This window comes from Bacillus sp. CECT 9360 (genome assembly GCF_918741275.1).
Taxonomy (GTDB): domain Bacteria; phylum Bacillota; class Bacilli; order Bacillales; family DSM-1321; genus Peribacillus.
Map to the genome: position 1 here is coordinate 55,925 of NZ_CAKKNA010000016.1, position 25,499 is coordinate 81,423.

26 protein-coding genes are annotated in these 25,499 nt (G+C 39.5%); 13 read left to right on the top strand and 13 right to left on the bottom strand.

The genetic code is table 11. The features are described 5' to 3' along the window. Nucleotide 1 precedes the first annotated feature (1 nt). Both LQ216_RS17425 and LQ216_RS17430 read right to left on the bottom strand, forming a co-directional pair. Nucleotides 2–808 carry an ABC transporter permease gene (locus tag LQ216_RS17425; RefSeq protein WP_230130706.1) on the bottom strand — a complete coding sequence of 269 codons (807 nt, stop codon included), beginning with the start codon at nucleotides 806–808 and terminating at the stop codon, nucleotides 2–4. Then, nucleotides 798–1,907 (bottom strand): ABC transporter ATP-binding protein, encoded by a 1,110-nt coding sequence (locus tag LQ216_RS17430; RefSeq protein ID WP_230130707.1) that lies wholly within the window; start codon nucleotides 1,905–1,907, stop codon nucleotides 798–800. Before LQ216_RS17430 ends, LQ216_RS17425 begins: the two co-directional genes overlap by 11 nt. A gap of 669 nt (nucleotides 1,908–2,576) precedes the next feature. On the opposite strand from LQ216_RS17430, the gene LQ216_RS17435 reads away from it, so the two are divergent. Further along, nucleotides 2,577–3,902: a DUF2254 domain-containing protein gene (locus LQ216_RS17435; RefSeq protein ID WP_230130708.1), complete on the top strand. Its 1,326-nt coding sequence runs from the start codon at nucleotides 2,577–2,579 to the stop codon at nucleotides 3,900–3,902. 86 nt (nucleotides 3,903–3,988) lie between these two features. Here LQ216_RS17435 and LQ216_RS17440 read toward each other — a convergent pair whose 3' ends face one another. From LQ216_RS17440 to LQ216_RS17450, 3 genes are all read right to left on the bottom strand, one after another. After that, nucleotides 3,989–4,954, bottom strand: a complete 966-nt coding sequence (locus tag LQ216_RS17440; protein WP_230130709.1) for a rhodanese-related sulfurtransferase — start codon at nucleotides 4,952–4,954, stop codon at nucleotides 3,989–3,991. Between the two features lie 336 nt (nucleotides 4,955–5,290). Then, nucleotides 5,291–6,175 carry a diacylglycerol kinase family protein gene (locus LQ216_RS17445; RefSeq protein ID WP_230130710.1) on the bottom strand — a complete coding sequence of 295 codons (885 nt, stop codon included), beginning with the start codon at nucleotides 6,173–6,175 and terminating at the stop codon, nucleotides 5,291–5,293. Between the two features lie 36 nt (nucleotides 6,176–6,211). Next, a complete protein-coding gene (locus LQ216_RS17450; RefSeq protein ID WP_230130711.1) occupies nucleotides 6,212–6,613 on the bottom strand; it encodes a hypothetical protein in 402 nt (133 codons plus the stop codon). Between the two features lie 274 nt (nucleotides 6,614–6,887). Here LQ216_RS17450 and yhfH point away from each other — a divergent pair, with 274 nt between their 5' ends. Beyond that, entirely contained in the window at nucleotides 6,888–7,025 is a 138-nt protein-coding gene (gene yhfH / locus LQ216_RS17455) for a protein YhfH (protein WP_117308576.1), read from the top strand. A gap of 343 nt (nucleotides 7,026–7,368) precedes the next feature. On the opposite strand, the gene LQ216_RS17460 is transcribed toward yhfH, so the two are convergent. From LQ216_RS17460 to LQ216_RS17470, 3 genes are read right to left on the bottom strand one after another with little or no spacing between them, the layout of a single operon-like run. After that, a complete protein-coding gene (locus LQ216_RS17460) occupies nucleotides 7,369–8,475 on the bottom strand; it encodes an endospore germination permease (protein WP_230130712.1) in 1,107 nt (368 codons plus the stop codon). Nucleotides 8,476–8,520: 45 nt separating this feature from the next. Beyond that, nucleotides 8,521–9,705, bottom strand: coding sequence for a Ger(x)C family spore germination protein (locus LQ216_RS17465; protein ID WP_230130713.1), 1,185 nt, complete (start codon nucleotides 9,703–9,705; stop codon nucleotides 8,521–8,523). Then, nucleotides 9,698–11,239, bottom strand: a complete 1,542-nt coding sequence (locus LQ216_RS17470) for a spore germination protein (protein ID WP_230130714.1) — start codon at nucleotides 11,237–11,239, stop codon at nucleotides 9,698–9,700. The genes LQ216_RS17465 and LQ216_RS17470 overlap by 8 nt, the downstream gene beginning before the upstream one ends. A gap of 244 nt (nucleotides 11,240–11,483) precedes the next feature. On the opposite strand from LQ216_RS17470, the gene LQ216_RS17475 reads away from it, so the two are divergent. From LQ216_RS17475 to LQ216_RS17495, 5 genes are all read left to right on the top strand, one after another. After that, a complete protein-coding gene (locus tag LQ216_RS17475; RefSeq protein ID WP_230130715.1) occupies nucleotides 11,484–12,308 on the top strand; it encodes an MBL fold metallo-hydrolase in 825 nt (274 codons plus the stop codon). Nucleotides 12,309–12,455: 147 nt separating this feature from the next. After that, a complete protein-coding gene (locus tag LQ216_RS17480) occupies nucleotides 12,456–12,710 on the top strand; it encodes an alpha/beta-type small acid-soluble spore protein (protein ID WP_230130716.1) in 255 nt (84 codons plus the stop codon). A 161-nt stretch (nucleotides 12,711–12,871) separates the two neighbouring features. After that, nucleotides 12,872–13,288, top strand: coding sequence for an SRPBCC domain-containing protein (locus LQ216_RS17485; protein ID WP_230130717.1), 417 nt, complete (start codon nucleotides 12,872–12,874; stop codon nucleotides 13,286–13,288). Between the two features lie 2 nt (nucleotides 13,289–13,290). Next, nucleotides 13,291–13,635, top strand: a complete 345-nt coding sequence (locus LQ216_RS17490) for a metalloregulator ArsR/SmtB family transcription factor (protein ID WP_230130718.1) — start codon at nucleotides 13,291–13,293, stop codon at nucleotides 13,633–13,635. Nucleotides 13,636–13,781: 146 nt separating this feature from the next. Continuing rightward, nucleotides 13,782–14,390, top strand: a complete 609-nt coding sequence (locus LQ216_RS17495; RefSeq protein ID WP_230130719.1) for a DedA family protein — start codon at nucleotides 13,782–13,784, stop codon at nucleotides 14,388–14,390. Between the two features lie 149 nt (nucleotides 14,391–14,539). Here the strand turns inward: LQ216_RS17495 and LQ216_RS17500 are convergent, their stop codons facing one another. Continuing rightward, nucleotides 14,540–15,721 (bottom strand): YeeE/YedE family protein, encoded by a 1,182-nt coding sequence (locus LQ216_RS17500; RefSeq protein ID WP_354959281.1) that lies wholly within the window; start codon nucleotides 15,719–15,721, stop codon nucleotides 14,540–14,542. 286 nt (nucleotides 15,722–16,007) lie between these two features. On the opposite strand from LQ216_RS17500, the gene LQ216_RS17505 reads away from it, so the two are divergent. After that, nucleotides 16,008–17,270 carry a glycoside hydrolase family 18 protein gene (locus tag LQ216_RS17505; RefSeq protein ID WP_230130721.1) on the top strand — a complete coding sequence of 421 codons (1,263 nt, stop codon included), beginning with the start codon at nucleotides 16,008–16,010 and terminating at the stop codon, nucleotides 17,268–17,270. Between the two features lie 483 nt (nucleotides 17,271–17,753). On the opposite strand, the gene LQ216_RS17510 is transcribed toward LQ216_RS17505, so the two are convergent. Beyond that, nucleotides 17,754–18,017, bottom strand: a complete 264-nt coding sequence (locus LQ216_RS17510; protein WP_230130722.1) for a hypothetical protein — start codon at nucleotides 18,015–18,017, stop codon at nucleotides 17,754–17,756. 583 nt (nucleotides 18,018–18,600) lie between these two features. Here LQ216_RS17510 and LQ216_RS17515 point away from each other — a divergent pair. Beyond that, on the top strand, nucleotides 18,601–19,485 hold the full coding sequence (locus tag LQ216_RS17515; RefSeq protein ID WP_230130723.1) for a helix-turn-helix domain-containing protein: 885 nt from the start codon (nucleotides 18,601–18,603) through the stop codon (nucleotides 19,483–19,485). Between the two features lie 144 nt (nucleotides 19,486–19,629). On the opposite strand, the gene LQ216_RS17520 is transcribed toward LQ216_RS17515, so the two are convergent. Continuing rightward, complete coding sequence (locus LQ216_RS17520) at nucleotides 19,630–20,565, bottom strand: class I SAM-dependent methyltransferase (RefSeq protein ID WP_230130724.1); 936 nt, start codon at nucleotides 20,563–20,565, stop codon at nucleotides 19,630–19,632. Nucleotides 20,566–20,761: 196 nt separating this feature from the next. Between LQ216_RS17520 and LQ216_RS17525 the strand changes: the two genes are divergently transcribed. Beyond that, on the top strand, nucleotides 20,762–21,535 hold the full coding sequence (locus LQ216_RS17525) for an STAS domain-containing protein (RefSeq protein WP_230130725.1): 774 nt from the start codon (nucleotides 20,762–20,764) through the stop codon (nucleotides 21,533–21,535). 34 nt (nucleotides 21,536–21,569) lie between these two features. Here the strand turns inward: LQ216_RS17525 and LQ216_RS17530 are convergent, their stop codons facing one another. Both LQ216_RS17530 and LQ216_RS17535 read right to left on the bottom strand, forming a co-directional pair. Next, entirely contained in the window at nucleotides 21,570–21,926 is a 357-nt protein-coding gene (locus LQ216_RS17530) for a nucleotide excision repair endonuclease (RefSeq protein WP_230130726.1), read from the bottom strand. 207 nt (nucleotides 21,927–22,133) lie between these two features. After that, complete coding sequence (locus LQ216_RS17535) at nucleotides 22,134–22,310, bottom strand: DUF3934 family protein (RefSeq protein ID WP_230130727.1); 177 nt, start codon at nucleotides 22,308–22,310, stop codon at nucleotides 22,134–22,136. 381 nt (nucleotides 22,311–22,691) lie between these two features. Between LQ216_RS17535 and LQ216_RS17540 the strand changes: the two genes are divergently transcribed. The 3 genes from LQ216_RS17540 (at nucleotide 22,692) to LQ216_RS17550 (ending at nucleotide 25,334) form a co-directional block, all read left to right on the top strand. Further along, the gene (locus LQ216_RS17540) at nucleotides 22,692–23,966 is read left to right on the top strand and encodes an IS110 family transposase (protein WP_230130728.1); all 1,275 of its coding nucleotides are present in this window, start codon (nucleotides 22,692–22,694) and stop codon (nucleotides 23,964–23,966) included. 656 nt (nucleotides 23,967–24,622) lie between these two features. Beyond that, nucleotides 24,623–25,102, top strand: a complete 480-nt coding sequence (locus LQ216_RS17545) for a DUF2975 domain-containing protein (RefSeq protein WP_230130729.1) — start codon at nucleotides 24,623–24,625, stop codon at nucleotides 25,100–25,102. Between the two features lie 10 nt (nucleotides 25,103–25,112). Continuing rightward, entirely contained in the window at nucleotides 25,113–25,334 is a 222-nt protein-coding gene (locus LQ216_RS17550; RefSeq protein ID WP_230130730.1) for a helix-turn-helix transcriptional regulator, read from the top strand. The last annotated feature ends 165 nt before the right edge of the window (nucleotides 25,335–25,499 follow it).

Below are 25,499 nucleotides of genomic sequence, written 5' to 3' on the forward strand. Positions count from 1 at the left end.
TTTATACACCGCCTCGCTTTCGATTACCAGTCAGAAACATAATGATAATCATAACAATGATCAAAAATACCGCAATCGTTGAACCCATTCCCCAATCCTGGGTAACAAGAAAGTGCTGCTCGATCGCCGTCCCGAGGGTGATGACACGATTGCCAGCGATCAGCCTTGTTAGCATGAACAGCGACAGTGCCGGGATGAACACAGCCTGGCAACCGGATTTTATGCCATCAAGCGTCAGCGGAAAAATGACACGTTTGAATGTGGTCCACGAAGAAGCCCCTAAGTCGTTTGCGGCATCCAAAAGCGTAGGGTTCAATTCATCCAACGCATTAAAGATTGGCAGTATCATAAACGGGATGAATATATAGACCGAAACAAACAGAAAACTAAAATCCGTAAACAAAATCTGCTTCGAACCAATCCCAATAGCCTCCAAAAAGCTGTTTGCCGTCCCGTACGTCCCGAAAATTCCCAGGAAAGCATACGCTTTTAGCAAAAGATTAATCCATGAAGGCAAGATAATCAGCAGTAGCCAAAGCTGCTTATGTCTGGTTCTCGTGAGTAGCAAGGCAGTCGGATAAGCGATGAGTAGGGATATGGCCGTAATTAAAAAAGCATACCAAAATGAACTGAGTGTCATTTGTAAATAAACCGGTGTAAAAAACTTTTGGTAATTGCTGAACGTAAAATCTCCTTCAATATTGAAAAAGGAATAATAAAGGACAAGGAGAAGCGGTGCCATCACAAAAAGCATAATCCATAAGGCGTAAGGAATCAGGTACATACTGCGTGTCGTTCTATTTTGCATGGCTTGCCCCGTCACTGTATGCTTCCAGACGTTTATCAAACTCTTCTTCCGTTTCGCCAAAACGCATGACATGGATTGCCTCGGGATCAAAATAAAGACCAATTTCATCGCCTACTACAGCCTTTTTGGTAGAATGGACAAGCCACTCATTTCCATCCTGATCATAGCTCGAAATTTCGTAATGAACGCCGCGGAACAATTGGGAATCGACCCGTACCTGCAGCTTGCCCCGTTCAAGCGTCGTTATTTCCAAATCTTCCGGTCGAATGATTACTTCAACCGATTCATGCGGGTTGAACCCCTGGTCGACGCATTCAAAATCCTTGCCAACGAACTCGACAAGATGGTCCCGAATCATTTTACCTGGGACGATATTCGATTCCCCAATGAAATCGGCCACAAAACGGTTGATCGGTTCATCATAAATATCCGTCGGGGTCCCGCTCTGCTGGATTTTTCCTTCATTTAACACGAAGATCTCATCCGACATCGCGAGCGCTTCTTCCTGATCATGCGTCACGAAAATAAAAGTAATACCAAGGCGACGTTGCAGCTCGCGCAACTCGTATTGCATTTCTGTCCGCAGCTTCAAATCCAAAGCGGATAGCGGTTCGTCTAGAAGAATGACTTCATGCTCATTTATAATCGCGCGGGCAATCGCTACACGTTGGCGCTGGCCTCCGGACATTTCGCGGACTTCCCTGTTTTCATACCCCTCCAGGTTTACGAATCGCAAGGCTTCCTTTACCTTCGCGGTAATATCGGATTTTTTCATTTTCTTGATGCGCAGGCCAAAAGCAACATTTTCGAAAACATTTAAATGGGGAAATAGCGCATAATCTTGAAACACCGTATTAACCTGTCGTTCGTTAGCAGGGACATTATTAATGATCTTCCCATTAAAGAAAATCTTCCCCTGTGATGGTTCTGTAAAGCCCGCAATCAAACGGAGAATCGTCGTTTTTCCGCAACCGGAAGGTCCGAGAAGCGTGTAAAATTTCCCGCGTTCCATTTCAAAGCTGACTTCATTTAATACCGGTGCATCAGCATCATATTGTTTCGAAACATTTTCGAAACGGATAATCGATAGGTCTGTCATAGCAACCTCCCCCTTCTTTTTTCTTTATATCTGTAAACTCGGTGTAAGGTCATGATTGAACAGTTTACTATTATACAACATTTGTTATGAACTGCCATTATATTTGCTACAAATCTATCTTATTGGAAAAAGAGATTCTTCATAAAATAGAACCGTTACATGAATCGTCGGAAGATTCATTTGGATGGTCGACGCTTCTAACCAATCATTCACTTTAGTTACTCGCTATATATTCCCTATAATTGAAAATAAATAACTAAGTTAATATTTCACGTAATTACTTAGAATCCCTTGAAAATCATCTGTCCCTAATAACATTTGGATGTTTAAGGAAAACTTAAGACAGCAGTACATTTTGTAATTCGGAGTTTTTTTGATAATACGGAGTTTACACAAATATAGAACCAACTTCACAATCATTCCGGACTATTATCGGGTTTACTCGATGAAAATATATGGTATAAAGAAATGGACGTTTCCTTTGAACACGATAATCAAACCTTTACTTACGAGTTCTCTCCTGGTCGGCATCTCCTCCGAACTTATCTTAACCATTTCCGAGACAAATAACGATCTGTCCAAATACAATTTTTTCAATAACCTGCAGCATGGGATCTACTATGCATTAGCGCAAGGCAGGAAAATAATCTAAGCGATTAGGGGGATTACATGTCAACTACATTCACACTTAAAAAAATCAAATCAAATTTCTGGATCATCCCGGCGCTATACGGAGTTTGTTTTTTTCTTTTGGCGATCCTGAGCATGATGTTAGACCGTTATATTGCCGAACATACCAATCTGATCAAGTACATCTCTCCGGTGTTTTTTACCGATAAAGAACTGGCCCAGACGATCTTGAGCGCTATTTCCACTTCATTGTTAACGATGACAACGATTACTTTTTCTTCAGTATTGGTGGTAGAGACCACTTTTTTGGCGGAATTCTCTCCGCGAACCTTACAAAATTTCAACGCAGAATCCAAAATACAACAAGTACTTGGAATGTTTATCGGCGGATATATCTATACACTTATTCTGCTCATCCAAATCAGGGAGAATGAGCTGAGCAATACGTTTATTGTCCCGTCGTTTGCCATTGCCGTAGCGTTTATTTGTGTAGCTTTATTTGTATTCTTAATTCACCATGTTACAAATTGGATCAAAGTCGGAAATCTCATTTCAAATATTACAAAGGAAACATTATCCTCTATCGAAGAAAATAGAAAAGATGATAAGACAATTGGAGCTTCCAATGAATATAAGGGCCTGGATATTGAAAAGATGAAGTCTACTGAAATTCAAAGCAAGAGCCAGGGATACATTCAATTTGCAGACCTTGCAAAAATGGTGGAATATGCAACCCAAGCTGACATCGTCATCAAGTTCGAAAAAATCCCGGGCGATTATGTCGATGTAGATACGCCCCTTTTGACCGTTTGGAACAATAAAGATTCCCTGAATAAAGATCAGGTTCTTAGCTTTTTATTCATCACACCTGACCAGGATTCGATACAAGATGTCGAATTCGGGATTCAAAAATTAGTGGAAATTGCTCTGCGGGCCATAGCACCAGGTAAAAACGACCCTGAAACGGCGATTAATTGCATTGAACAACTGAGCCAAATCTTAACGAAAGTCGGGAAGACATATTCTGCGGATCCCTATTATTGTGATGAGCAAAAAAACGTACGGGTCATCTTAGAAAAACCGTCTTTCAGCGATTATTTGTACGAAAGCTTTTATCAAATCCGGCATTATGGAAAAGCCGATGTGTCAGTGATGGTTTCCGTCATTAAAGCGCTAACTCTGATAGCCGATACGAATAATGATAAGATAAAATCTGCAGTCTGGGATTTTTCTAGCTACATTGTTGAAGGCATAAATACGCAGGAATGGTTGGGGCTCGACAAAAAATTTATTAATACCCACTTGAGACAGCTGGTTAATGCCTGCGATATAGATCAGCAATTAGACTTAATTGCTCTTGATTAACGGTTAGGCTGTCGGTAGAGGTGTTATTACAGCTGCAGAAAATATCATAATAAAACCCCGTCTGGTTACCCAGACGGGGTTTCAAGTTATACGGCTGCAGATTCGTTAATTTTCGAAAGTCTCTCCGCAACTTCTTCTTCAGTTAAACCATGTTCAATAACATAACGGTTTCTAGGATCAACTCGGCATTCATGTGAACAGCTGCGCAAATGTTTGTGTTCATTCTCCTCAGAACTGAGGATTTTTTTGTTGCACTCAGGGTTGGCACAATTTACATAACGCTCACAAGGTTCGCCACTGAAGTAATCACGTCCGACAACCACATGTTCCTTCTGGTTGACCGGAACACCGATTCTTTCATCAAACACATACAATTGTCCGTCCCATCGTTCACCTTGAACTTCAGGGTCTTTACCATATGTGACAATTCCCCCATGAAGCTGGGATACATCCTCAAAGCCCTCTCTCACAAGCCAGCCTGAGAATTTCTCGCAACGAATACCGCCTGTGCAATAGGTTAAGATCTTTTTGCCTTCTAACTTGTCTTTATGATCACGAACCCACTGAGGCAGGTCGCGGAAGTTTTCAACGTCCGGTCTAATCGCCCCTTTGAAATGGCCAAGGTCATATTCATACGTATTTCTTGCATCAAGGATGACTGTGTCCTCATCCTGCATTTTTTCAAAAAATTCTTTTGGGCTCAAATGTTTGCCGGTTACTTCGTGTGGGTTCACATCATCCTCAAGGCGCAGTGTGACCAATTCTTTTCGCGCACGTACTTTCATTTTCTTGAAAGCATGTTCATCCGCTTCATCTATTTTGAAGACCATGTCTGAAAAACGCGGGTCTTTCCTCATGGCTTCGATGTATTGATCAGTCTGTTCCACCGGTCCGGAAACCGTTCCGTTGATCCCTTCAGCGGCTATAAGGATTCGCCCTTTTAATCCAAGCTCATTGCAGAAAGCACGATGTTCATCTGCAAATTCCTCAGGATTTTCAATTGAAACATACTGATAATAGAGCAATACTCTGTATGGTTTATTTCCTGTCATCTTATTTACCACCTGTTCTAAATTATATTTGCAAGATATAAGTATGGGTAGATGGTTCTAGCATTACACTTTTCTCTTACAAACAAACATTATAACAGATTTTACAAACAGACGAAGCAAAAAAGCTCAATATGAAGGAAGTACCAAAGTGAAAGACATAGTTCCTTAGTTGAATATTTGATGATAAAACTTGATTTCGCTGATGTAATTTTGATTTCGGTGATATAACTCAGATTTCGACGATATATTCTAAATTTCGGTGATATAACTCAGATTTCGATGATATATTTAAATTTCCGGTGATATAACTCTTATTTCGGTGAAATCGTATTCTGTTTAAGCAGGTACAAAAATATTCAGATGTTGCGGCAAAACCTTTGCCTGAAACGGCAGCGGTTCTCCTTCGTCCCCGTCAATATTGACGACAAGTTCCTCTGAAGCGGAAACCGTGATCGCGGAAGAACGGATATATTCTACCTGATCATGTTGCCCCAGTTCCCCTTTTAACAACCTCGGGATGATTTTCATAATTTGCGGGAAAGAAATGTCCTTGATGATAAATGTATGAATCTTTCCATCATTCACTTCCGCATCAGGAGCGAGGGATTCAAAACCGCCCACTGAATTGGTCAGAGCCGATACGACCAGGTAGGCTTTACCGATCCATTTCCCGCCGTCATGTTCGACTGTGAGCTTAAATGGTGTCTTATTGATAAACGCTTTTACCCCCTCAATAAAATAAGCCAGGGATCCCAATCTTGTTTTTTTCTCTGTTGAGACAGCATACGTGGCCTCAGCGATTGCTCCAACCGCTAGAACATTCATGAAATAGCAGTCATCGATTTTCCCGATATCGACCGGCACGGTTTTTTGGCCGGTTAGCAGTTCAATTGCATTTTCAGGTTCTAGAGGAATTTTCAGTGCCCTGGCAAAGTCGTTAACGGTTCCGAGAGGGATAATCCCGAGATCAGGCCGGTGGCTTTGTTCAGCGAGCCCGTTGATCGTCTCACTGATGGTCCCATCACCGCCCATGGAAACGACAGCATCAAATTCTTGTGAACAGGCCTCTCGGGCAAACACGTCTGCGTCTCCTTCTTTTGCTGTTTCGCGAACTACAGCTTCGTCATAGAGACTTCCCATGACCTGTTTGAGTTTAGGCAGAACTTCCGCAGCTTTTTCCTTTCCGGAAGATGGATTTATAATAATCATCGCTTTAGTCATGGTAACGTCTCCTCCACAGTATTTACTAAGTTTCTACTATAAGAAAGTTACCTCTTTCTCTCTTCTTTTAAACAAATCCCCTTGTTTTGGATCCCAAGTTCCAAAATGTGCACAATTTGGCCTTTTGATTTTGTTGCCAGTGACATTTTTGTTGCCAGTACCCGGACTTTTGTTGCCAGAAATTCTGTTTTGTTTCCTGTTCCCATTTTCGTTGCCGGAATTTTGTTTTTGTTGCCACTTTTCCCGTTTTGTTGCCAGTACCCGGGCTTTTGTTGCCGAAAATTCTGTTTTGTTGCCTGTTCCTATTTTCGTTGCCGGAATTTTGTTTTTGTTGCCACTTTTCCTGTTTGGTTGCCGATATCCGGGCTTTTGTTGCTGAAATTCTGTTTTTGTTGCCAGTTCCCATTTTCGTTGCCGGAATTTTGTTTTTGTTGCCACTTTTCCTGTTTGGTTGCCAGTAATCTGAATTTCGTTGCCAGAAATTCCATTTTGTTGCCTGTACCCGGACTTTTGTTGTCGGAATTTTCTTTTTGTTAATTCCTATTATGATTCAAAACTGTGAAGATAAGTAAAATGAAATGAGTTAAAAATTACCAGAAAAAAATTAAAAATTTTCTGATATTTACCTATACATTTTTAAATTTGGGGTATATACTGTATTATAACAATAAGAGAAAAGCTAAAACTGTATTATAAAAAGGAGGAACACGAAATGCAAATGATTAGTCCAATTGAGTTCTTTAGGAGTTTACCGCCAAAACAATGTACAGAATGTGGAGAATCCATCGTCGAACAGGCAGAGTCCTATTTAATGGAATGTGACCGCTGCTTATCAAAAAGAGATGAATAGCCCAATGTAGCTGGCCAGCAAAACACTGGCCAGTTTTTTTGTTAAAGATTCTGTTTCCTTTCAATTACTAATAAAAGAAGAATATCTACGCAAAATATTCTTTAGAAAGGAGCGGAAACACATTTTGAGATTTTTCATCATCTTGCTTTTGCTTGTATCGAATATAGGGTTGATGTTTATTTTTGATTATGTACAAGGGATTCTGTTTTATATGTTTGAATACTATAAAGTGTTGATTTACAATTATCGAAAGGAAGATTTTGTTTTATTTATCCTGTTTTGCCTCATGGGTGTGTATCTTGAAAGAAAACAATATAAACAAAAACAAAGCGGTAGCTGAGATTCATTCATCAGCCCTCCTGCTTTGTTTTTTTCGCTTTTTTATCAAGACCACGATGAAGATAATGACTGGAATGATGATTTGCAAAGGGATATGTAGATAATAAGGTACATAGGAGAGTCCTTCTTGTATGTGCATATTATAATTCGGCGCTATCATGATTGAGGATAATAAAATAATAACTCCGATCGGAAATACAAGAGAATTCGGCTCCTTTATCTTAAATAAATCGGCCGTTCCCTTTACGGCGCAAAAAAAGAAAATCGATATTTTTATAAAGACAAGTATGACTAAAACGATAATAACGACTGTTTCTAAACGCTGAATAAAGCCTATATTGATATAGCTGGCTGCTGTGAGAATCGGAAAGGTAGCTCGAAGCCGTACACTCGGAGTAATGACTGAAATAGTTATGGCTGTAATTAGTGCCAGCAACAGCCCGCTTACTAAAACGGCAATCATGCCTGTTTTAATTAGCTTCTTATCCCTTACATGTGGCATCAGCATGGTAAATACGATTAATTCCCCAAATGTTACGGTCAAGGTTCCTGGGAATACTTCTTTCAGGACGGGGTCCCATCCATTTTCCAACATGGGCTGTAGATTTCCCACCTGTATATCGCCGCCTGCAAAATGCAAAGCAATGATAATCAACAAGGAAGAAAGAATGAAAAACAAGCCGAGTTCCGTTGTCCGGGAAAAAACCTCAATTCCTTTTAAATTCGCATAAATCAGAGCCACCATCATCGTAACACCGATCGAAAAGATGGTATTTTCCTCATAGACGGTGTTCATTAATAGCTCTTCAAAGTCACGCAAAAGTCTGGTTGTGATATACATAAAATAAATGACATAGGCAAACCCGATTAGACGCCCCAGAAACTTGCCGAATACTAACTGAACATACCCAGTTAAGGGCAGTTTTGGAAATGCAAGACGAATCAGCATATACATCCAGAATAGTAAGATTCCTAAAACCATGGCAATCAGAATGACCAGCCAGGCGTCCTGTTTTGCCTTTGCAGCTGTACTGAACATGACGGCGCTGCCAATTTCAAAAAGAACGATCAGACAAAAGAATTGAAAATAACTGATTTTCTCTTTCCCCATAACCTTCACCTGCCTTTAAGTTTCCAAATTTGTATGCGAATTGACCTATCTAAAAGGGTACGCTTTTGTCCTCATGCTTGTTCCTTGAATTTTGAAACTCACATTCACTTTTACTTCCGCCTTGGAAAAAATCTCACCCCACTCATTTTCATGCTGTTTCCATACATCATGATCACTCCTGCGTAACATTTCACCAAAACCGAATATATCACTTTGATGTTTCTTAGCTTTACTAATCCCACCACGGATGATTTTGCTATATTCCTGCGCTGCTTTCTTTTCAAAGTCCTGAATGACTTTTTGGCTGCTGATATCTTTATTACACAGACTTTCATCAATCATTCCATTCGCCTTTATAGCAATATTTATAGAGGCTCTACCTTGTTTTATTGTCACTTTGGATTTGCTATTAGATTGCTTTACCCGAATGGAAGTATATCTATTACGATCACAGGCTACGCTGAGGTTCGTCGTCTTTAATTTATTTTTAACGATCTGGTAAGACTTCGTATCCTGTCCCTCCAACCAACCGACTAATTTCCCTTTCCTGAACATCCCTATACCATTCAGATAAGTATGGGTATAATTCACTTTCTCATAATTCTTTCTTGATAATCCAGTCTGCTTGCTGCCATGAATCTCTATGCCGCTTATTGCCGGCTCCGCTCCTTTGGAGGAAAGAGCCTCAATCACTTCGTATATTTTGATTTCGGTATTTTCACCAAGAAGTTTTGAACTGTTTTCTACTTTACTAGCAATGGACATGGACGGATCTTCAATGCTGGGAAGGATATTCAACACTTCTCTCGCCTTTGCTCCTTTGCTGATTACCACCGGGATGCTCGACCGGATCTTTGCATCTCTCTCGAAGACATCTAAGAAATAATTTAAGCTTTCTTTTCTTGCTAGATCTTCGTCTATAATTAAAATCATGATATGCGAATAATCATTTTGCCTTGAAAAATGCTGGGTCGATTTCCTGGCCGCTTCAGAGATTGTTTTCCCCGTGGCATGATAGGATACAACAGGAAGGGCCCTGCCTGCTGTAGGAGATTTTGATTTTTCATTTGGATTGATGACTTGAAATGATACATCATATCGCTTCTTTCCTTTGTTATAATCAATCCCCATACCAATGATGAGCGCTGTTTTATTCAATTCTTTATAATTGGCACATCCTGATAAACATAGGACGGCCAGGCAGCACATTATGACACATCGTCTAATCATCCCGGTCACCGCCATTCCCAACCGAGCTTCTCTGATTCTCGGTTGCCGTTGGAGAAGGGCTTAATGACGTGCGGACGATAGCGTCTTTTTGTTTCCCTAAACGGAACGGAGCCAATGGAGCTATATAAGGCATGCCAAAACTGCGCAGACTACATAGATGAGTAAGAATGATAATGGAAGCTAGCAATATGCCATATAGGCCTATATACGCACCAGAAATAATGAGTGTAAATCTTAATACTCTGGCTGTATTGGATAAATTATAATTCGGCAACGTGAAGCTCGCGATAGCTGTTATGGACACAACGATTACGGTAGCAGCCGATACAAGACCGGCTTCAACAGCTGCCTGTCCGATGATAAGGGCGCCAACAATCGAAATCGTGTTGCCAACTGCTCTGGGCATTCTCACTGCCGCTTCCCTAAGAATCTCGAAAGCCATCTCCATGATTAAAGCTTCAACGATAATCGGAAAAGGCACCCCTTCTCTTTGTCCCGCTAAACTGAATACCAATAAAGATGGAATCAACCCTGCATGATGTGAGAGAAGCGCGATATACAGGCCCGGAGAGTACAATGATAAGAAAAATGATATAAATCGTAATCCTCTTAAAAATGTACTGATATACGGATTATAATAATAGTCCTCAGGCGATTGGAAAAACTGGATAAAGGTGGCCGGCCCAATCAATACAAATGGTGTTCCGGCTACAAAAACAGCGAATCGCCCCTCCAGTAAGTTAGCAGCGACTACATCAGGTCTCTCTGTGCTAATTAATGTTGGAAAAGGAGATTCCCGATGATCCTGTATTAACACCTCAATATAGCTCGAGTCTAAGATTTGATCTACTTCTATTGTTTGGATTCTTTCTTCTAATTCCTTAAGTAGGGCAGGGTCGATAATTCCCTTTATATACATGTACTCCACATTGGTTTGGGTCAGTTTTCCAAGCTTTACTCCCCCAATCTTTAGGTGCGGGCTTTTAATGCGCGAACGGACAAGTGATGTGTTCGTTCGTAGATTTTCCGTAAAACTGTCTTTCGGCCCGCGGATAACCGTCTGGGAAGTCGGTTCTTCAATGCTCCGGCTTGCCGTTTCTCCTGTAGTGGCAATCAAGAATGACGAACTCCCTTGAGTCAAAATCACGGTATCGCCACTCAAAAGGTAAGCGGTGGTATCTTCCAGCTGGTCGGTTTTCACCAAGCTGGAAACCGACAATAAAGTTTCCAATTGATTATAAGGACCAATATCTGAATCCGGAATTTCAATATCTTTTGATAAATAAGTCAAAGGCTGAATAATATTCGAATGGATAACATTCTTATCTGACAATCCATCGATATGTACCACAGCGAACACAGTGTCCGGGCTCTCGAACTTTTTTATTTCTCTAATTATTAAATCAGGACTGTTTCCGATGTTTTCTTTTATGGCTTTAAGGTTGTTTTGTAAAAGGTTGACGGACGAATCAGCAAGAGGTTTTGTATCTTCGGAAGTAATAGATTTAGGGGGACTTTTTCTGAACTTTCTCATGACGGGGACCCACACCTCTGGTACTCAAAATAAAGTATGTGTGTAGTTTTAGCTTTTCGGGTGAATATATACCATTTTCTTCTTTGCGACCCGCTATTTTTCCATCTCTCATATAAATTTATTGGAAAATATTTAAACGTTCTCATTCAAAAGTATGAGATAAAATACTACCTGCTGCCGAGGAGGAATGCCTTATCTTTTTTTAAAATGAGTATAGACACAAAACATAGGAGTTGGGGAAATCATGAATCACTTTATTTGTACGACTTGTGGCGTCCAATATGATGTTTCAGCAGTGGTGCCTGCAAAGTGCTCGATTTGCGATGAAGAAAGGCAATATATCCATCCTGAAGGACAGTCATGGATTACTATGGAGGGACTGAAAGAGGGCGGTACTTATAAAAACATGATTACATGTGAGGAAACAGGATTATACAGCATCGAGACGGCACCCAATTTTGCGATCGGGCAAACAGCTTATCTTATCCAGAACGATGGATTTAATCTTTTGTGGGACTGCCTGACTTATCTTGATGAAAATACCGTCAACCAGTTAAATGAATTGGGCGGTATCCAAGCCATAGCTTTATCCCATCCACATTATTACTCCGCACAGGTCGAATGGGCCGATGCCTTCGATGCCCCCATTTATATCCATGAGGATGATAAAGAATGGGTGATGAGACCAAGTGACAGGATTATTTTTTGGTCAGGCAACTCGCTCCAATTAAATGAAGGACTTACTCTTTATCGCCTGGGAGGGCACTTTAAGGGTGGAGCAGTCTTACACTGGCGTTCGGGGCGGAATGGGAAAGGAGTCTTGATGACTGGGGATATTATTCAAGTTGTCGCTGACCGGCAATGGGTCAGCTTCATGTACAGTTACCCCAATCTGATTCCGCTTCCTGCATCACAAGTGGAAGAAATGGCACATAGAGTGAGCGATCTACAGTTCGATCGTCTTTATAATGGTTTTCACCGGGTTGTGAAAGAAAAAGCCAATCTAGCTGTACAAAATTCAGCCAAGAGATATATTGAAGCTTTGCAAGGAACTCTGTTTGTCACCTAACTAGTAAACATAAGTCAGCTCTGGTGAGCTGACCTTTAAATGCATATTTAAATGATCCGCTAGATACTGTCAGTGCCTCACTAAGTTTTCACCCTATAATAAATTCTCACCCTTTCAGGGAATTCTAGCATATAAGGAGGGATGAAAATGGCGAGAAGAAATAAAATTCTTGTCCCGGAGGCAAGAGGAAAATTGGATGAATTAAAAGCGAAAGTTGCCAATGCCCAAACTCCGGAAGGCGCTAAATTCGAAGCAGCCGAAGAAGTTGGTGTTCCCCTGAAGAAGGGCTATAATGGGCAGCTTACTCCCCGTCAGGCCGGCAAAGTCGGCGGCAGATTAGGTGGCAGCATGGTTCGTGAACTCGTCAAGATGGCCCAAGAGAATATGAATAAAAAATCGTGAATTTCAAAAAGGCATTCCATGGACAGCCTCCCTATCCTTTTGGGTAGTGGAGGTCTTTTTTAATATATGAATTCATATTGTTGACATGAAACCAAATGGTTTTATATAATTCAAAGTGAAACTAAAAGGTTTTACATTTTTTCATGAGAAGGAGATTTATTATGACAAACACACTTGAAGATATCAAACAGACCGTTGTTTTTGACGCACCGATTAACAAAGTATGGGATGCAGTATCTACGTCTGAAAGCATTGCTTCCTGGTTCATGCCCAACGACTTTGAACCAGTTTTGGGTCAGGAATTCCATTTACAATCGCCATTCGGTCCATCTCTTTGTAAAGTTACCGAACTGAATCCCCCAAACAAACTTTCTTTTACCTGGGATCAAGACGGTTGGTTCGTTTCCTTTATTTTAAAAGAAGTAGACGGCAAGACCGAGTTCACCCTTATCCATGGAGGATGGAAAAGCCCTGACAATATCATCGGGAAAGCCGGAGAGAAAAGCTCCGTCATTCGTGACCGGATGGATCATGGCTGGATCAAAATTATCGAAAGCCTTGGAAAGGTTGTTGAATAGCGGTGTCTTCTTCAGCACAAAAGCATGATGTATTTCAAGCTATCGCTGACCCTACACGCCGGAAAGTACTTAAATTACTTGCTGAAAAAGAATTGCCGATTTCAGAGATAAGCAGTCATTTCCCGATCAGCCGGACAGCCGTTGCCAAACATCTCCATATCCTTTCAGAAGCCGACTTGGTGAGCGGGCGAAAGGTAGGAAGGGAAAAACGTTATCGACTGCAGCCTGAGCCATTAACAGAAGTAAAGCAGTGGCTTGCTTATTACGAAAAATTCTGGGAAAACAAGCTTTCCATCCTAAAGTATATCGTTGAAGACCAGAACGGAAATGACCCGGATATAAACTAATTGCGCGTAACACCGTTCGAAGTTATTGAACGGTGTTACCTGCATATAGATAGTATAGGACAAACTTATAATTCCATATATTTGACGTCCAGGTTTGATATACTTATAACTATAAAGTAGGATAGAACAACTTTCGGAGGTAACACATGCAAAATTGGATTACGGATTTTATGGAACAGTTTGGATACTTGGGCATATTTCTAATGATTGCATTAGAAAATGTGTTTCCCCCTATCCCTTCTGAGGTGATTCTTTCATTCGGTGGATACATGACTACTAAAACGGATTTAACAGTACCTGGTGTCGTTGCAGCGGCAACCATCGGTTCAGTGGTCGGTGCAGTCATCTTATACGGCATCGGCCGTCTCCTGGATGTAGAGAGGCTCGAAAAAATCGTCGACCGCTGGGGACATATCCTCCGGGTTACAAAAGCGGACATCCACAAGGCAGATGCCTGGTTTGATAAATATGGTTATTGGACGGTATTTTTCTGCCGGATGATTCCATTGATTAGAAGCCTAATTTCGATCCCTGCGGGTATGTCGAATATGAAATTCGGACTCTTTCTTCTTTTTACAACAGCCGGGACACTTATTTGGAACATTATTCTTGTCTCCGTCGGGGCCGCGTTAGGCGAATCTTGGGAAGATATCCTTAGTTTCATGGAGATTTATTCAAATATCGCCTATGCCTTAATTGCAGTAGGGATAGTCGTTTTCGTCATTCTATTTATCCGTAAAAAAAGAAGAACTTAGGCATTTTTGGCTACTTATGCTACTGGCCCGGCTTCTTTTCCCCCAGAAATCTATTAATCAAACGTTTGATTAACAATAGAATACTGAAATATGAACCCATGCATTAAAATACCCCCTTCGGCTTAACTGCCAAAGGGGGTTTTCATCATTTAACAAATAGAGTCAGTCGGCTTTGGATTTTTCAAGCCGAACAGCGGACGAATAAATAAGGCCAGGAACGTCCCAAGCATCGCCATGGCCATCCAAACCCAGCCGTGAAGGCTGAACGATGCAATCCCACCGAAGTAAGCCCCGATATTACAGCCAAATGCAAGGCGGGCCCCATATCCCATTAAGATACCGCCAATGATGGATGCTCCCGCAACTCCCGGCTTTATTTTCCCAGGCTTGAATGTTCCCTGGAATGCGGCTGAAATAAACGCACCTAAGATAATTCCAAAATTCATCACGCTTGTGGAGTCAGCCAAAACCGTTTGGGTAAGGGCCGCCCCGTTTGCTCCGGAAAAATAGCCCCAAGTTGAGACATCGACGCCCATTGCCATAAGGGCCTTTCCTCCCCAAAGAGCGAAAGCGGATGTTATCCCCCATGGATTCCCCCTGATTGTTAAGGTTAAGGCATTTAATACAGCTAAAACAATGGCCGCTGTAAACAATGGCCAGGAGCCACGAATGACTTTTTTCCAACCACTCGTGGTCGGGAGTGGTTTCATCATGGGAGGATTTTTCTTTTTCGCGATCTGAATGGTAAGCCAATAAATAACCCCAAAAATCATCATTTGAACCAGCCAAGCTCCAAAGAAACCGAGGCCTGTTGATTCAGCCAGTGAAATTGGAGGAAGTGAGGGCGTATCTTCCATCCAGAATGTGAAGTGTTTTGCTCCAAGCACCGAACCTGCGATAAAGGCAAGCAGCGTCAGAATCATTGAAGACGAGCCGCCGCCTACTGAATACAATGTCCCTGAAGCACAGCCATTTCCGAGTTGCATTCCGATTCCAAAGATAAACGCACCAAATATAACGCTTACCCCTACAGGTGAAACATAACCAGCGGGCGTAACCCCCGTAAAGCTAAAGCCCGTACTCAATATAAGGGCAAATAATGTAGTCGCTATTGCCAGCATAAGCATGTGTGCTTGAAGCCCCTGAACATTCCCTACTGACACGAGCCGGCGAAAGGCTGAGGTAAATCCAAAACGGGCATGAAGTAAAGTAGCGCCTAGGGCAAGTCCGATTATAAACAGTACACCCTGCGTCAAGTTCGTCAAACTAACAATGGCAATAAAAAGAATAATAGCTGCAAGAATCCCAACTGTTACTAACGGCTTTTGCATCGGGCTAAGCTTTGTGACAACGGTTGTTGATTTCCTATTCCAGTTAGCGGGCGTATCAACTGTAGTTTGTGCCAATTTATACACTCCTTTTCATATATAAGTAGTCGGAATTATATTTAAATATAGTAATAAAGGATAAACCTATTTAATCAGAAAGTAAACGATTTTGCTTATTGTCGGGATTTACAATTTTCATAATATGGTTTGGTTACATGAATTCTTATCATATATATAAATGGCTATCTATCACTTTTAAAATAATTGTACGGAATGAGGAGGAATATACATGTTTGTATATACGGTCCGACAAGGTGATACTTTAGATGAGATAAGCTCAAAGTATGACGTTCCCGTTGATCGGATAAGGCTTGTAAACGGGTTGAACCAAACAAATATTGTTCCCGGCCAATCTCTTTTAATTACGACTTTCACATACACGGTTCAGCCCGGAGACAGTTTTTATCGAATTGCCAATATGGCTTATGTCCCTCTAGATAGACTTAGAAGAGCGAACCCTTCCGTAAACCCGAACGCCTTACAGCCGGGAATGAAGATCACCATCCCGGATATTTCCGATTACATCGCCAGTACGTTTGGCTTTTATACCCTGCGTACTCCTGAGCTTGATCAAGCTTTGATAAATGATTTTGCACCATACCATACATACCTGTCTATCTTTGAGTACCACTTTTCTACCACTGGTGCCCTTGTTAATGACCTTAACGATTTGCCAGCAATTCAGACAGCATGGCAGCGACGGCTGCAGCCATTGATGACTGTGACAAATCTAACGACAGAGGGTTTTAATGCCGAGATTGCCCATCAAATGCTAAATAATCCTGCTGCCAGATCCAACCTCGTTACGAATATTTTTAACGTGGTTTCCAGAAAAGGATATGCAGGTGTAAATATTGACATTGAACAAGTAAGGACTGAGGACCGGGATCTTTTTTCCGGATTTTTGCGGCAGCTTCGTGATCGCCTTCAGCCATCCGGTTATCTTGTGACCGTTTCAGTGCCGGCCAAAACAAATGAAGAAGTCCCGTGGTTAAGAGGCTACGATTATGGCGGGATCGGCTCAGTAGTTGATTTGATGTTTATCATGGCTTACGACTGGCATCATGGAGGAAGCGAACCAGGGCCTGTTGCTCCAATTAATGAAGTCAGAAGTACCATCCGTTTTGCCTTAAGCAGAATAAGAAGAGCTAAGATTATTCTAGGTGTTCCTCTATACGGCTATGACTGGCTGCTTCCTTATACTAAGGGAACCATTGCACCCGGGGTATCCAATCAAGCCGCGATAGAAACAGCAATGAGATACCAGGTGCCTATCCAATACTCTACAGAATATGAGTCACCCTTTTTCCGATATGTAGATAACCAAGGGCGCACGCATGAAGTTTGGTTTGAAGATGTCCGGAGTATGAGCAGAAAAATGCAATTGGTACGTGAATTTGGTCTGGGTGGAATTGGCGCCTGGCAAATTTCACTCGGTTTTGCACCTGGTGTTTGGCTATTGAGTAAATTTTTTCAGATTAGAAAGGTTTAAATACTGAGTGTTCCGAACAAAATGTTACAATCTCTCTACATTCTAATAAATTGGCAAATAATTGGTTTACAATCCTGCTGCCGGTGCTATAATAACTAACGTAGACTAATAAAATTAAAGGTGGAAGTTCTCATCCTGTTTTTAACCCAACTTAGCTGTTCTCACATCCAAGATTGATGTTCACAACATACATCAAACTTTGATCTGGGGAGCCGGGCAAATTGATTTTTAGTTTTGCACAGGCTAAAAAACCAATTGAACGTACGAGAACAATTTTCCACAAAGAAAAAAGGAAGTGCCTGGCGGGGCGCTTCCTTTTTCTTTGATTATTCCCTATCAAATTTCGCTGTTTTCATATGCAAATACCCATCATCTTTTCGTTCGTTGGGTCGAAGGATTTGATCCCGGGTTCTACCAAACCCAAAATCATGCATATTTCAAACAAGCTACTCACATAATAGTTATAAGGCTAATCAAAGGCCCTTACAAAAATGGCGAGAATGAGCCCACCAACGTGGTAAAGAATTTCGTATCAACCTTGCCAGTACAGGCAAGTACAATAAAAACAACTGTCAAGACAATCACAAACGTTGCTTTTGCAAAGTTCAGGACACTTTGGCTAAGCAAATGCGTATTGTTCATATCTTTCTCCCCCGCAGGCTTACTCGCTTTCGAACCAGATAATCTTTTTTTCGCGGATTTAACAAAAATGGACTTAGTAGACTTAAAATTAAATAGTGGTCTCATCTGTTTGACCCTCCGCTTGTTCAGACTTGGTGAACGAAAAGACGGAGTATTTAACCCAACTACTTACCAATAACTTTATCACGTGTCCACTATTTGGGAATAAGCCTAACGTCCCTATAGAGTTGGGAAAATTTCAAGAAAGTTATATTCATCACGCCATGTTAGTCTAATCCCTAAAAAAGCCCCTTTCTCCGCATATATTTTTCTCATCCATAAAAAAAAGCAATGTAATGAAAAACTTTATTACTTCCAAGAAATAATAATGTCTTTCTTTACATTGCAATAGTTAAAAAGCTTATTAATGTTGATTTGGCAAATCATAAAGTGGAGTAGGTTCTGATTCTGTGGCAGACGCTTGAACTTGACTACTAATAGCTAAAAGGAATACAGCTAGTCCCGCAACGATTAATCTTTTCATACTTAACCTCCTTTTTCTTTATAGGTATATTTTACTGTATTTTTCGAAAGGGATAATCCGTGCTTAAAGACGATTTTTATCACTATTGATAATTATTTGTGTAGAAATCTTGGAAATTTAAGGTAAAATATAATTATAGTTATATATAAAAGGGGGGTGTCTTTAATGCCAGATAAAGCCCAAATAATTGGAAAGACCATCAAATACTTACGTAAACAGGCTCAATTGACCCAAAGTGAGTTGGCCGATGGCATTGGTACTCAAGCTCAGATTAGTAGAATCGAAAAGGGAGAGGTCATTCCGCTTTCCACGACTCTCTATGAAATATCCGCCAAACTTGGGGTAGATGTTAATTATTTATATAATCAAGCATATATTCCAAGAGTCGATTATGTAAAAGAAGTTAAATATCAGATTAGGAAAGAAATAAGGGATAGAAACTATGAGGAGGTAGACCGAATCATAAAGGTAGAGGAACAAAATATTGCCTTTAAAACATCTAATAATCTCCAATACATTGTCTGGCATAAAGGAATCATTGAATTTTATATTCGAAATAATATCGAAACTTCCTTACATTTGTTGGATGCTGCTTTCAACATTGGAAAGGATGAAAAGAAAACACCTATATCTCTCCAGGATATCGAAATCTTAAATAGCAAAGCCATTATTTATAATGAAATAAAGAACTATATGGATTCCATTGAAACTTATCATAAAGCTTTGAACTATTTAAAACACATACCTGAAGTAACCAATAAAAAAGTGGAAACCCGTCTCTATTATGGCATTGCTAAATCTCTTTTCAAGACCGGTTCTTATAGAGAGTCTATCAATTTTTGTAAGAAGGGCATAAACCTGTGCATTCAGGAAGAAATATTATATTTATTAGGTGAACTGAATTATGAAATCGCTCAAAACTATCAAAAATTAAATCATAAAGATTCTGCTTTAAAGCATTATTTAAACGCAAAACATTTATTTCAAGTTGGAGAAAGGCAGGCATTTGTGGAAATAGTAGAAGAAAGAATTCAAGAATTAGAGGAATGAAGATTTCAATATGGTTGTTTTTTTATAAATGATATTTTCATGAAATGTACCCCAGGTCTTTAGAAGATAATTGCCCCTACCGCCCTCTTTTCACGAACCTGATAATGAGCAAGTAGGGCAAGGAGCTTTCCTGCCTTCCTCCCTTTATTTTAGCCGGGTTACTTCGGTAGAATGTTCCCTTATTTCTACAACATACGAGTTACTTGATGACATTAATGCATCTTCCATAAAAGAAAGACTCGGCGCATAAATAAAGCTTCCGCCAAGCTTTAAGGATTTCAATATCTCCATATATTTCTGTGCATAGATTTCAAAATTCCCATCGGCTCTTAGATGATGATGCATAAAATGATTGGAAAAAGCCATGTGGGAAATGACCGTCCCCCATTTATTTGTTGTGAAAGAATATTCAAGCCAACTCATCTGATATAAATAGTCCATCACATCAACATTTCTATCTACGCCATATGCTTCAATACCATTCTCTCTTAAAAAATGAACGAGACTTGCTTGAGGACCGCACCCTATATCTAAAACAGGCTGTTTCATTGTAGGCAAATCACTATTTAATAATTTCATTTGAAATTCAGGTGTATATTCAGCGCATTTTACTGCGAACAAATCGGGATTTTCTCGATATTTTTTAAATATCTCCATACCATTTGAGTCCAATAAAAAGGTCTGTAAATTTTTATAATGGGAACGAAACAAATGATCAATATCTCGATCAGATGTTTCTCCTCTATTGCCCATAATGCAAACCCGTTCAAATAGATCCCCATAGAATTTTTGAAGCTTCCGATGATCATCGTGATTAAAATCTAAATACTGATTCACTTCCATAAATAATTCAATGTTTTTTTCGGAAATATCCTTTAGTAATTCTGTATATGTACCATTCACCTTCGCTGATTGTATAAATTCTCCTATTTCCCTGGCTTTATGTTTTACTAACTCTGTACTTTCTTCGGAAGGGCTCAATACCAGTCTTCCATCGGCTAACGTATAAAAGAGACTCTTATTACGATTATGAAGAAATTGCTGTTCGATTATATTTTGAAAGTTGGATAATGTGAGCATGTTCTCCTCCTTTTGTCTTTTCAGGAAAAATCCACAATGTATTTATTTTATATCCAATATTTAGAAATGTCTTCCTGAAAATATTCATGTCTTATATTAAATCACAAGGGGAACCAGGTATCATAAGCGTTTATGAATAAAATTAAAGCGTATATGTTATGATGAAAAAAACATCTAAAAGAATAAGGTGAACTTTATGAATGACATGGGCAAAGTGCCAGATAATATTTCCCTTTTACATGCTTTAGACAGTATTGGGGAAAACATCATTATCGCCGATAAAAACTATAGTTTATCCTGGATGAATTCACACGCTGTTCAATTATTTTCAGTGGTTGCACCTTTATATGGTTTCTCTGACGTAAAACAAATGATTGGCGTTAATATGGGGAAATTTCACAAGAACCCTTCGCACCAGCAAAAAATAATGGATGAGCTTACGGGCCATCATAAAGCGCGCATTAACATCCTTGACCGATTTGTCACCGACATTGTGATTACCTCTATAAAAAATGAGAACGAGGAAATTGATGGATACGTTGTCATGCTTATGGATGTCACAACGAAGGATGAGGAAGAGAAGAGAAAAGATAAGCTAATAAACACGTTATCTGTGCCGATTATAAAGATTTGGGAGAAAACCATCGCCGTGCCGCTCATTGGAGAGTTTGATATAGATCGCGCCAACAGACTGATCACAAATGTGGTCACGGAAAGTTCTTCTCAAAATATTGAGTTTGCCTTAATTGACCTTAGCGGAATTGTTGAATATGACAATGTTATCGGAAGCCATATCCAAACGTTAATTGATACCTTAAAACTAATTGGCACCCAATGTATCATTGTAGGTATTACTCCTAAACTTGCGATGTCCATTATGGCTTTAGAAAGCAATATCCCTACTTTCGCAAGTGCTCATACTGGTTTGCAATACATTATAAACGAGCAAACAAAAAGGAAGTCGATATAAATGTCGGCTTCCTTAAGCTATGGTTTATGATTGACTACCTGAAAAAAGCTTTGTCGATATTGTACTTAGCGTGAAGATTATTAATGATATAGGTTTCATAAATTTCTCTGTCCATTGGTTCTTCCACATAACACACATCAATGGTGTATACTTCATCCCTATGCTCTTTGATTGGTGAAACAGTATCTTCAAAATGCTTCTTTATTCTTGGCCGTAGCTTTCTTGCCTTGCCTACGAACAATAACTCGTCATTAATATTATAGAACATATAGATCCCGCCTTTATCTCTTGGGATCAAATGGAAATCAGTAAATCCATAAATATTGCTTAATTGTGGGTTATCCTGCTTCGTAATGGAAACGTCCGGAGTAGGAATTTCTATTTTTATCAAAATGTTCACATCCTCTATATAAGTAAAGGTCAATATTATCACAGTTCTCATGGGAAATATATCTAAACCAATTATTCATTCTTTTATTTTATCCAAAATTGCTATTTAATATAAAAGTTGCTTCTGGATTGTAATCATTTTAAGGAACTCTTTTTACAACTAACGCATTAGTTAGTTTTTGAAGAAACTGTTTTTATTCAGCAGCTGCTATATTTCGGTTCTATCACCTTTACTATCGCTCGTGGTATTAGCACCCGATTTTTTAACACCCTTGCTTACGTAAGGTTTGGCGCTTTTTGCCCTGTTCGCACCAGCTTGCCAACGATTCCAGCCCTTCTTGTCTGTTCCTCTGCCTGTTCCGCCTTTGCCCTTAGCTTTGCTCATATATATCCACTCCGTTCATTATTATTTCTACGGCTGAGCTACCTGTCGTTGGTTAGTTTTATCCATTTTACTTGGTTATTAACCAAGCATGACGAAATCAGATACAACAGCATAACAGTCAGATTTGTGTAGAGATCGTTTACACTTGATTTTCTTCTTCCACTCTCTCAGTATGATCGATGAATCTCTGGAATGCTACTTATAAGAGGATATATATATATTAAAATACAGATAAGTTTGTGAAAGATTCCACCAAAATTAACGGGGCAGGTTAGCATTCCTGTAGATCGTTATTTTTCAACTTTGAAAAAAATAGAGCTCCTCGGTAAGATATGAGTATAGACACCACTCTAACTCAAAACTTTAGGAGGAACCCTTACTATGAAGTTTAAAATGCAAGACAAACAAAATCAACTAATAGAAAAAATCTCCGATCAACATCTCGTTGTTGGTGTGGACATTGCTCAACAATTACACGTGGCTCGAGCTGTGAATTTCCGTGGAATTGTAGTGGGCGATCCTCTCACATTTGAGAATACCGAAGAAGGATTTACTATTTTGTTGCACTGGATTAACAAACTAAAAAAGACAAATAACTTAGATGCAGCTATAGTGGGCATGGAACCTACCGGACATTACTGGATTAATCTATCAAAGTGGTTATTCGAACAGAATATTGATGTAGTAACAGTAAATCCGTACCATGTAAAAAGAAATAAAGAGAATCGAGATAATACCCAGTCAAAAAGTGATAAAAAAGATGCTCTAGTTATCGCTGATATGGTGAAGAACGGCTACTATGCCATCGTTCGCCCAACTTCTGAATCATTTGAAAAACTTCGAGTTTTTATGTCTAACCGTGACGTGATTGTTAAGCGTCTCGTCAGTTCAATCAACCAATTAAATCGTTGGGTAGATATTGTCTTTCCAGAGCTTCGACAAGTGTTTAAAGACGTGACAGGTAAAGGGGCAATCGCAACCCTTCGCCTATTTCCTACCCCAACTGAATTGCGTTCAATGCAACCTCAAAACGTTGTGATCGGCTGGAAGTCACTGATGAAGAGACAGCCTGGGTTAAAAAAAGCCCAATTACTTATTCATTTAGCTAAACGTTCGATCGGCACCAGGCAAGCACTTGATGCATATAAATTTCATTTAGAACAATTACTAGAAGAATATGATCTGGCAACAACACAACTGGAAAGAGTCGAACAACAAGTCACAGAAGTACTTATACAAATTCCATATGCAAATCAATTGCTTACCATTAAAGGAATTAGTGAGATTTCATTGGCGGGTATATTAGGGGAAGCTGGAGATTTAAGTGGCTTTGCCCACGGCAATTCTTTACTACGTCATGCAGGATTGCACCTAGCCGAAGCAAGCTCGGGAAAGTGGAAAGGTCAAATTGTCATTTCTAAACGCGGAAGATCCAGACTGCGGCGTTTCCTCTATTTAGCGACAATGAGCCTTGTCATGAATAACCCTGAGTTTAAAGCCCTACACTCCAATAATGTTAAGGTGAAAAAAATTAAGAAAATGAAGTCAATCATGAAATTGGTTGGTAAACTGGCACGGGTATTTGTAGGAATAGCCAAACGAAATGAATCCTATCGTCCAGAAAAATTGAAACCTATAACTTCTTTAGCAGCATAATATCTAATAGATTCTTAGAAAGACACACTAGTTTCCCGTAGGGGAAAACGCTAAATAAATAATAATAAAGAGTGATCGTTAGCTTTACCCTTATCGAATGTTGTCTTATTCGTAGGATTTCAAATATGTACGGAGTACCAGATTTCTTCAACAAAAGGGCACTGACCCATCAGGTTAGCATAACTGGCCTCCACCCCTTGGAATAGGCGTAACGAAGGAATGAGAGGGCATATTTTTTGACCCGTTGAGACATGGGAGGGAAAGCCTCCAAGGGCAGCGTGGAGAATGTACATCATATGGTAAAATATGGAGATAATACTTATTCCTTTATTTCACTATGCCTTCACGAAGCCTTAATGATCTGAACTCGTTTCATTTAACCTTCAACTTAGTTTCATGGGTTATGAAATCCTGCGAATAAGTGAGCACTCGAGAGATATATCTATCATACTGAGGGAGTTGAACAAGTTATTAATTGAATAGTTTAAAGTTATATAGCATTTCTTTGTAACGAGGGATGTTTTTATTTTTGTCTAAAATTAAAAGGATATTTCTATAACAACAATAATATAATAAATTTCAATAACAATTTATTTTAAATCGATAAATTATGTGTTAAAATCCAAATTAATAATAAAATAGGTGAGGTGCTTTTTATGAAACGAGAAACATTCTTTTTAAAGTTCGTTGTTGTTCTTATGGGACTTCCTGTCCTTGCTTTGTGTATATTTTTGTTACCTGGGATAGCTGAATTTTTTGCAGAATTAAATCCAAAGTTAGATTTTTTGCAATATCCCTTTTTAATCGGGTTGTATGTAACAGCGATAGTATTTTTCGTTGCATTGTACCAGACTTTAAAACTTTTAGGCTATATTGACAAGAACCAGTCGTTTTCGGAATTATCTATAAAGTCTTTAAAGAATATCAAGTACTGTGCCATCACCATCAGTGCCTTATATGTGGTATTTATGCCACTCTTATATCTCATGGCAGAGGTAGACGATGCCCCAGGTATTATACTAATCGGAATGGTCATTATTTTTGGTTGCATGGTGGTTGCAGTCTTTGCCGCTGTTCTTCAAAAGCTATTAAAAAATGCTATCGATATAAAATCAGAAAATGATTTAACGGTCTGAGGTGAATTACATGGCAATAATAATCAATATTGATGTGATGCTGGCGAAAAGGAAAATGAGCGTAACGGAACTTTCGGAGAAGGTTGGAATCACGATTGCGAATCTTTCTATATTGAAAAATGGAAAGGCAAAAGCGATTCGATTATCCACTTTAGAGGCAATTTGTAAGGCTTTAGAATGTCAGCCTGGAGATATTTTAGAGTACAAACGTGACGAAGACATTCAAGGATAAAAAAGTAGAGATATATAACATTGTGATGAATTTATTCAACTAAACCAGCTAATAGTTTGTCAACATTTTTCAATAAAAAGATTAATAACGTCATGATATACTAAAAATGTTCATGCCAAATAACCTTCCTCTATGTTTTATTTGGAAGGTTTTGTTGTATTTAGT

Bases quoted from the DNA above. Each gene is read 5' to 3' on its own strand.
- LQ216_RS17465 (WP_230130713.1), bottom strand. From the start codon at position 9,705: ATGATTAGACGATGTGTCATAATGTGCTGCCTGGCCGTCCTATGTTTA.
- LQ216_RS17435 (WP_230130708.1), top strand. From the start codon at position 2,577: ATGTCAACTACATTCACACTTAAAAAAATCAAATCAAATTTCTGGATC.
- LQ216_RS17535 (WP_230130727.1), bottom strand. From the start codon at position 22,310: ATGAGCAAAGCTAAGGGCAAAGGCGGAACAGGCAGAGGAACAGACAAG.
- LQ216_RS17505 (WP_230130721.1), top strand. From the start codon at position 16,008: ATGTTTGTATATACGGTCCGACAAGGTGATACTTTAGATGAGATAAGC.
- LQ216_RS17480 (WP_230130716.1), top strand. From the start codon at position 12,456: ATGGCGAGAAGAAATAAAATTCTTGTCCCGGAGGCAAGAGGAAAATTG.
- LQ216_RS17515 (WP_230130723.1), top strand. From the start codon at position 18,601: ATGCCAGATAAAGCCCAAATAATTGGAAAGACCATCAAATACTTACGT.
- LQ216_RS17495 (WP_230130719.1), top strand. From the start codon at position 13,782: ATGCAAAATTGGATTACGGATTTTATGGAACAGTTTGGATACTTGGGC.
- LQ216_RS17500 (WP_354959281.1), bottom strand. From the start codon at position 15,721: ATGCAAAAGCCGTTAGTAACAGTTGGGATTCTTGCAGCTATTATTCTT.
- LQ216_RS17445 (WP_230130710.1), bottom strand. From the start codon at position 6,175: ATGACTAAAGCGATGATTATTATAAATCCATCTTCCGGAAAGGAAAAA.
- LQ216_RS17425 (WP_230130706.1), bottom strand. From the start codon at position 808: ATGCAAAATAGAACGACACGCAGTATGTACCTGATTCCTTACGCCTTA.
- LQ216_RS17525 (WP_230130725.1), top strand. From the start codon at position 20,762: ATGAATGACATGGGCAAAGTGCCAGATAATATTTCCCTTTTACATGCT.
- LQ216_RS17475 (WP_230130715.1), top strand. From the start codon at position 11,484: ATGAATCACTTTATTTGTACGACTTGTGGCGTCCAATATGATGTTTCA.
- LQ216_RS17550 (WP_230130730.1), top strand. From the start codon at position 25,113: ATGGCAATAATAATCAATATTGATGTGATGCTGGCGAAAAGGAAAATG.
- yhfH (WP_117308576.1), top strand. From the start codon at position 6,888: ATGCAAATGATTAGTCCAATTGAGTTCTTTAGGAGTTTACCGCCAAAA.
- LQ216_RS17540 (WP_230130728.1), top strand. From the start codon at position 22,692: ATGAAGTTTAAAATGCAAGACAAACAAAATCAACTAATAGAAAAAATC.
- LQ216_RS17440 (WP_230130709.1), bottom strand. From the start codon at position 4,954: ATGACAGGAAATAAACCATACAGAGTATTGCTCTATTATCAGTATGTT.
- LQ216_RS17470 (WP_230130714.1), bottom strand. From the start codon at position 11,239: ATGAGAAAGTTCAGAAAAAGTCCCCCTAAATCTATTACTTCCGAAGAT.
- LQ216_RS17510 (WP_230130722.1), bottom strand. From the start codon at position 18,017: ATGAGACCACTATTTAATTTTAAGTCTACTAAGTCCATTTTTGTTAAA.
- LQ216_RS17520 (WP_230130724.1), bottom strand. From the start codon at position 20,565: ATGCTCACATTATCCAACTTTCAAAATATAATCGAACAGCAATTTCTT.
- LQ216_RS17430 (WP_230130707.1), bottom strand. From the start codon at position 1,907: ATGACAGACCTATCGATTATCCGTTTCGAAAATGTTTCGAAACAATAT.
- LQ216_RS17485 (WP_230130717.1), top strand. From the start codon at position 12,872: ATGACAAACACACTTGAAGATATCAAACAGACCGTTGTTTTTGACGCA.
- LQ216_RS17460 (WP_230130712.1), bottom strand. From the start codon at position 8,475: ATGGGGAAAGAGAAAATCAGTTATTTTCAATTCTTTTGTCTGATCGTT.
- LQ216_RS17545 (WP_230130729.1), top strand. From the start codon at position 24,623: ATGAAACGAGAAACATTCTTTTTAAAGTTCGTTGTTGTTCTTATGGGA.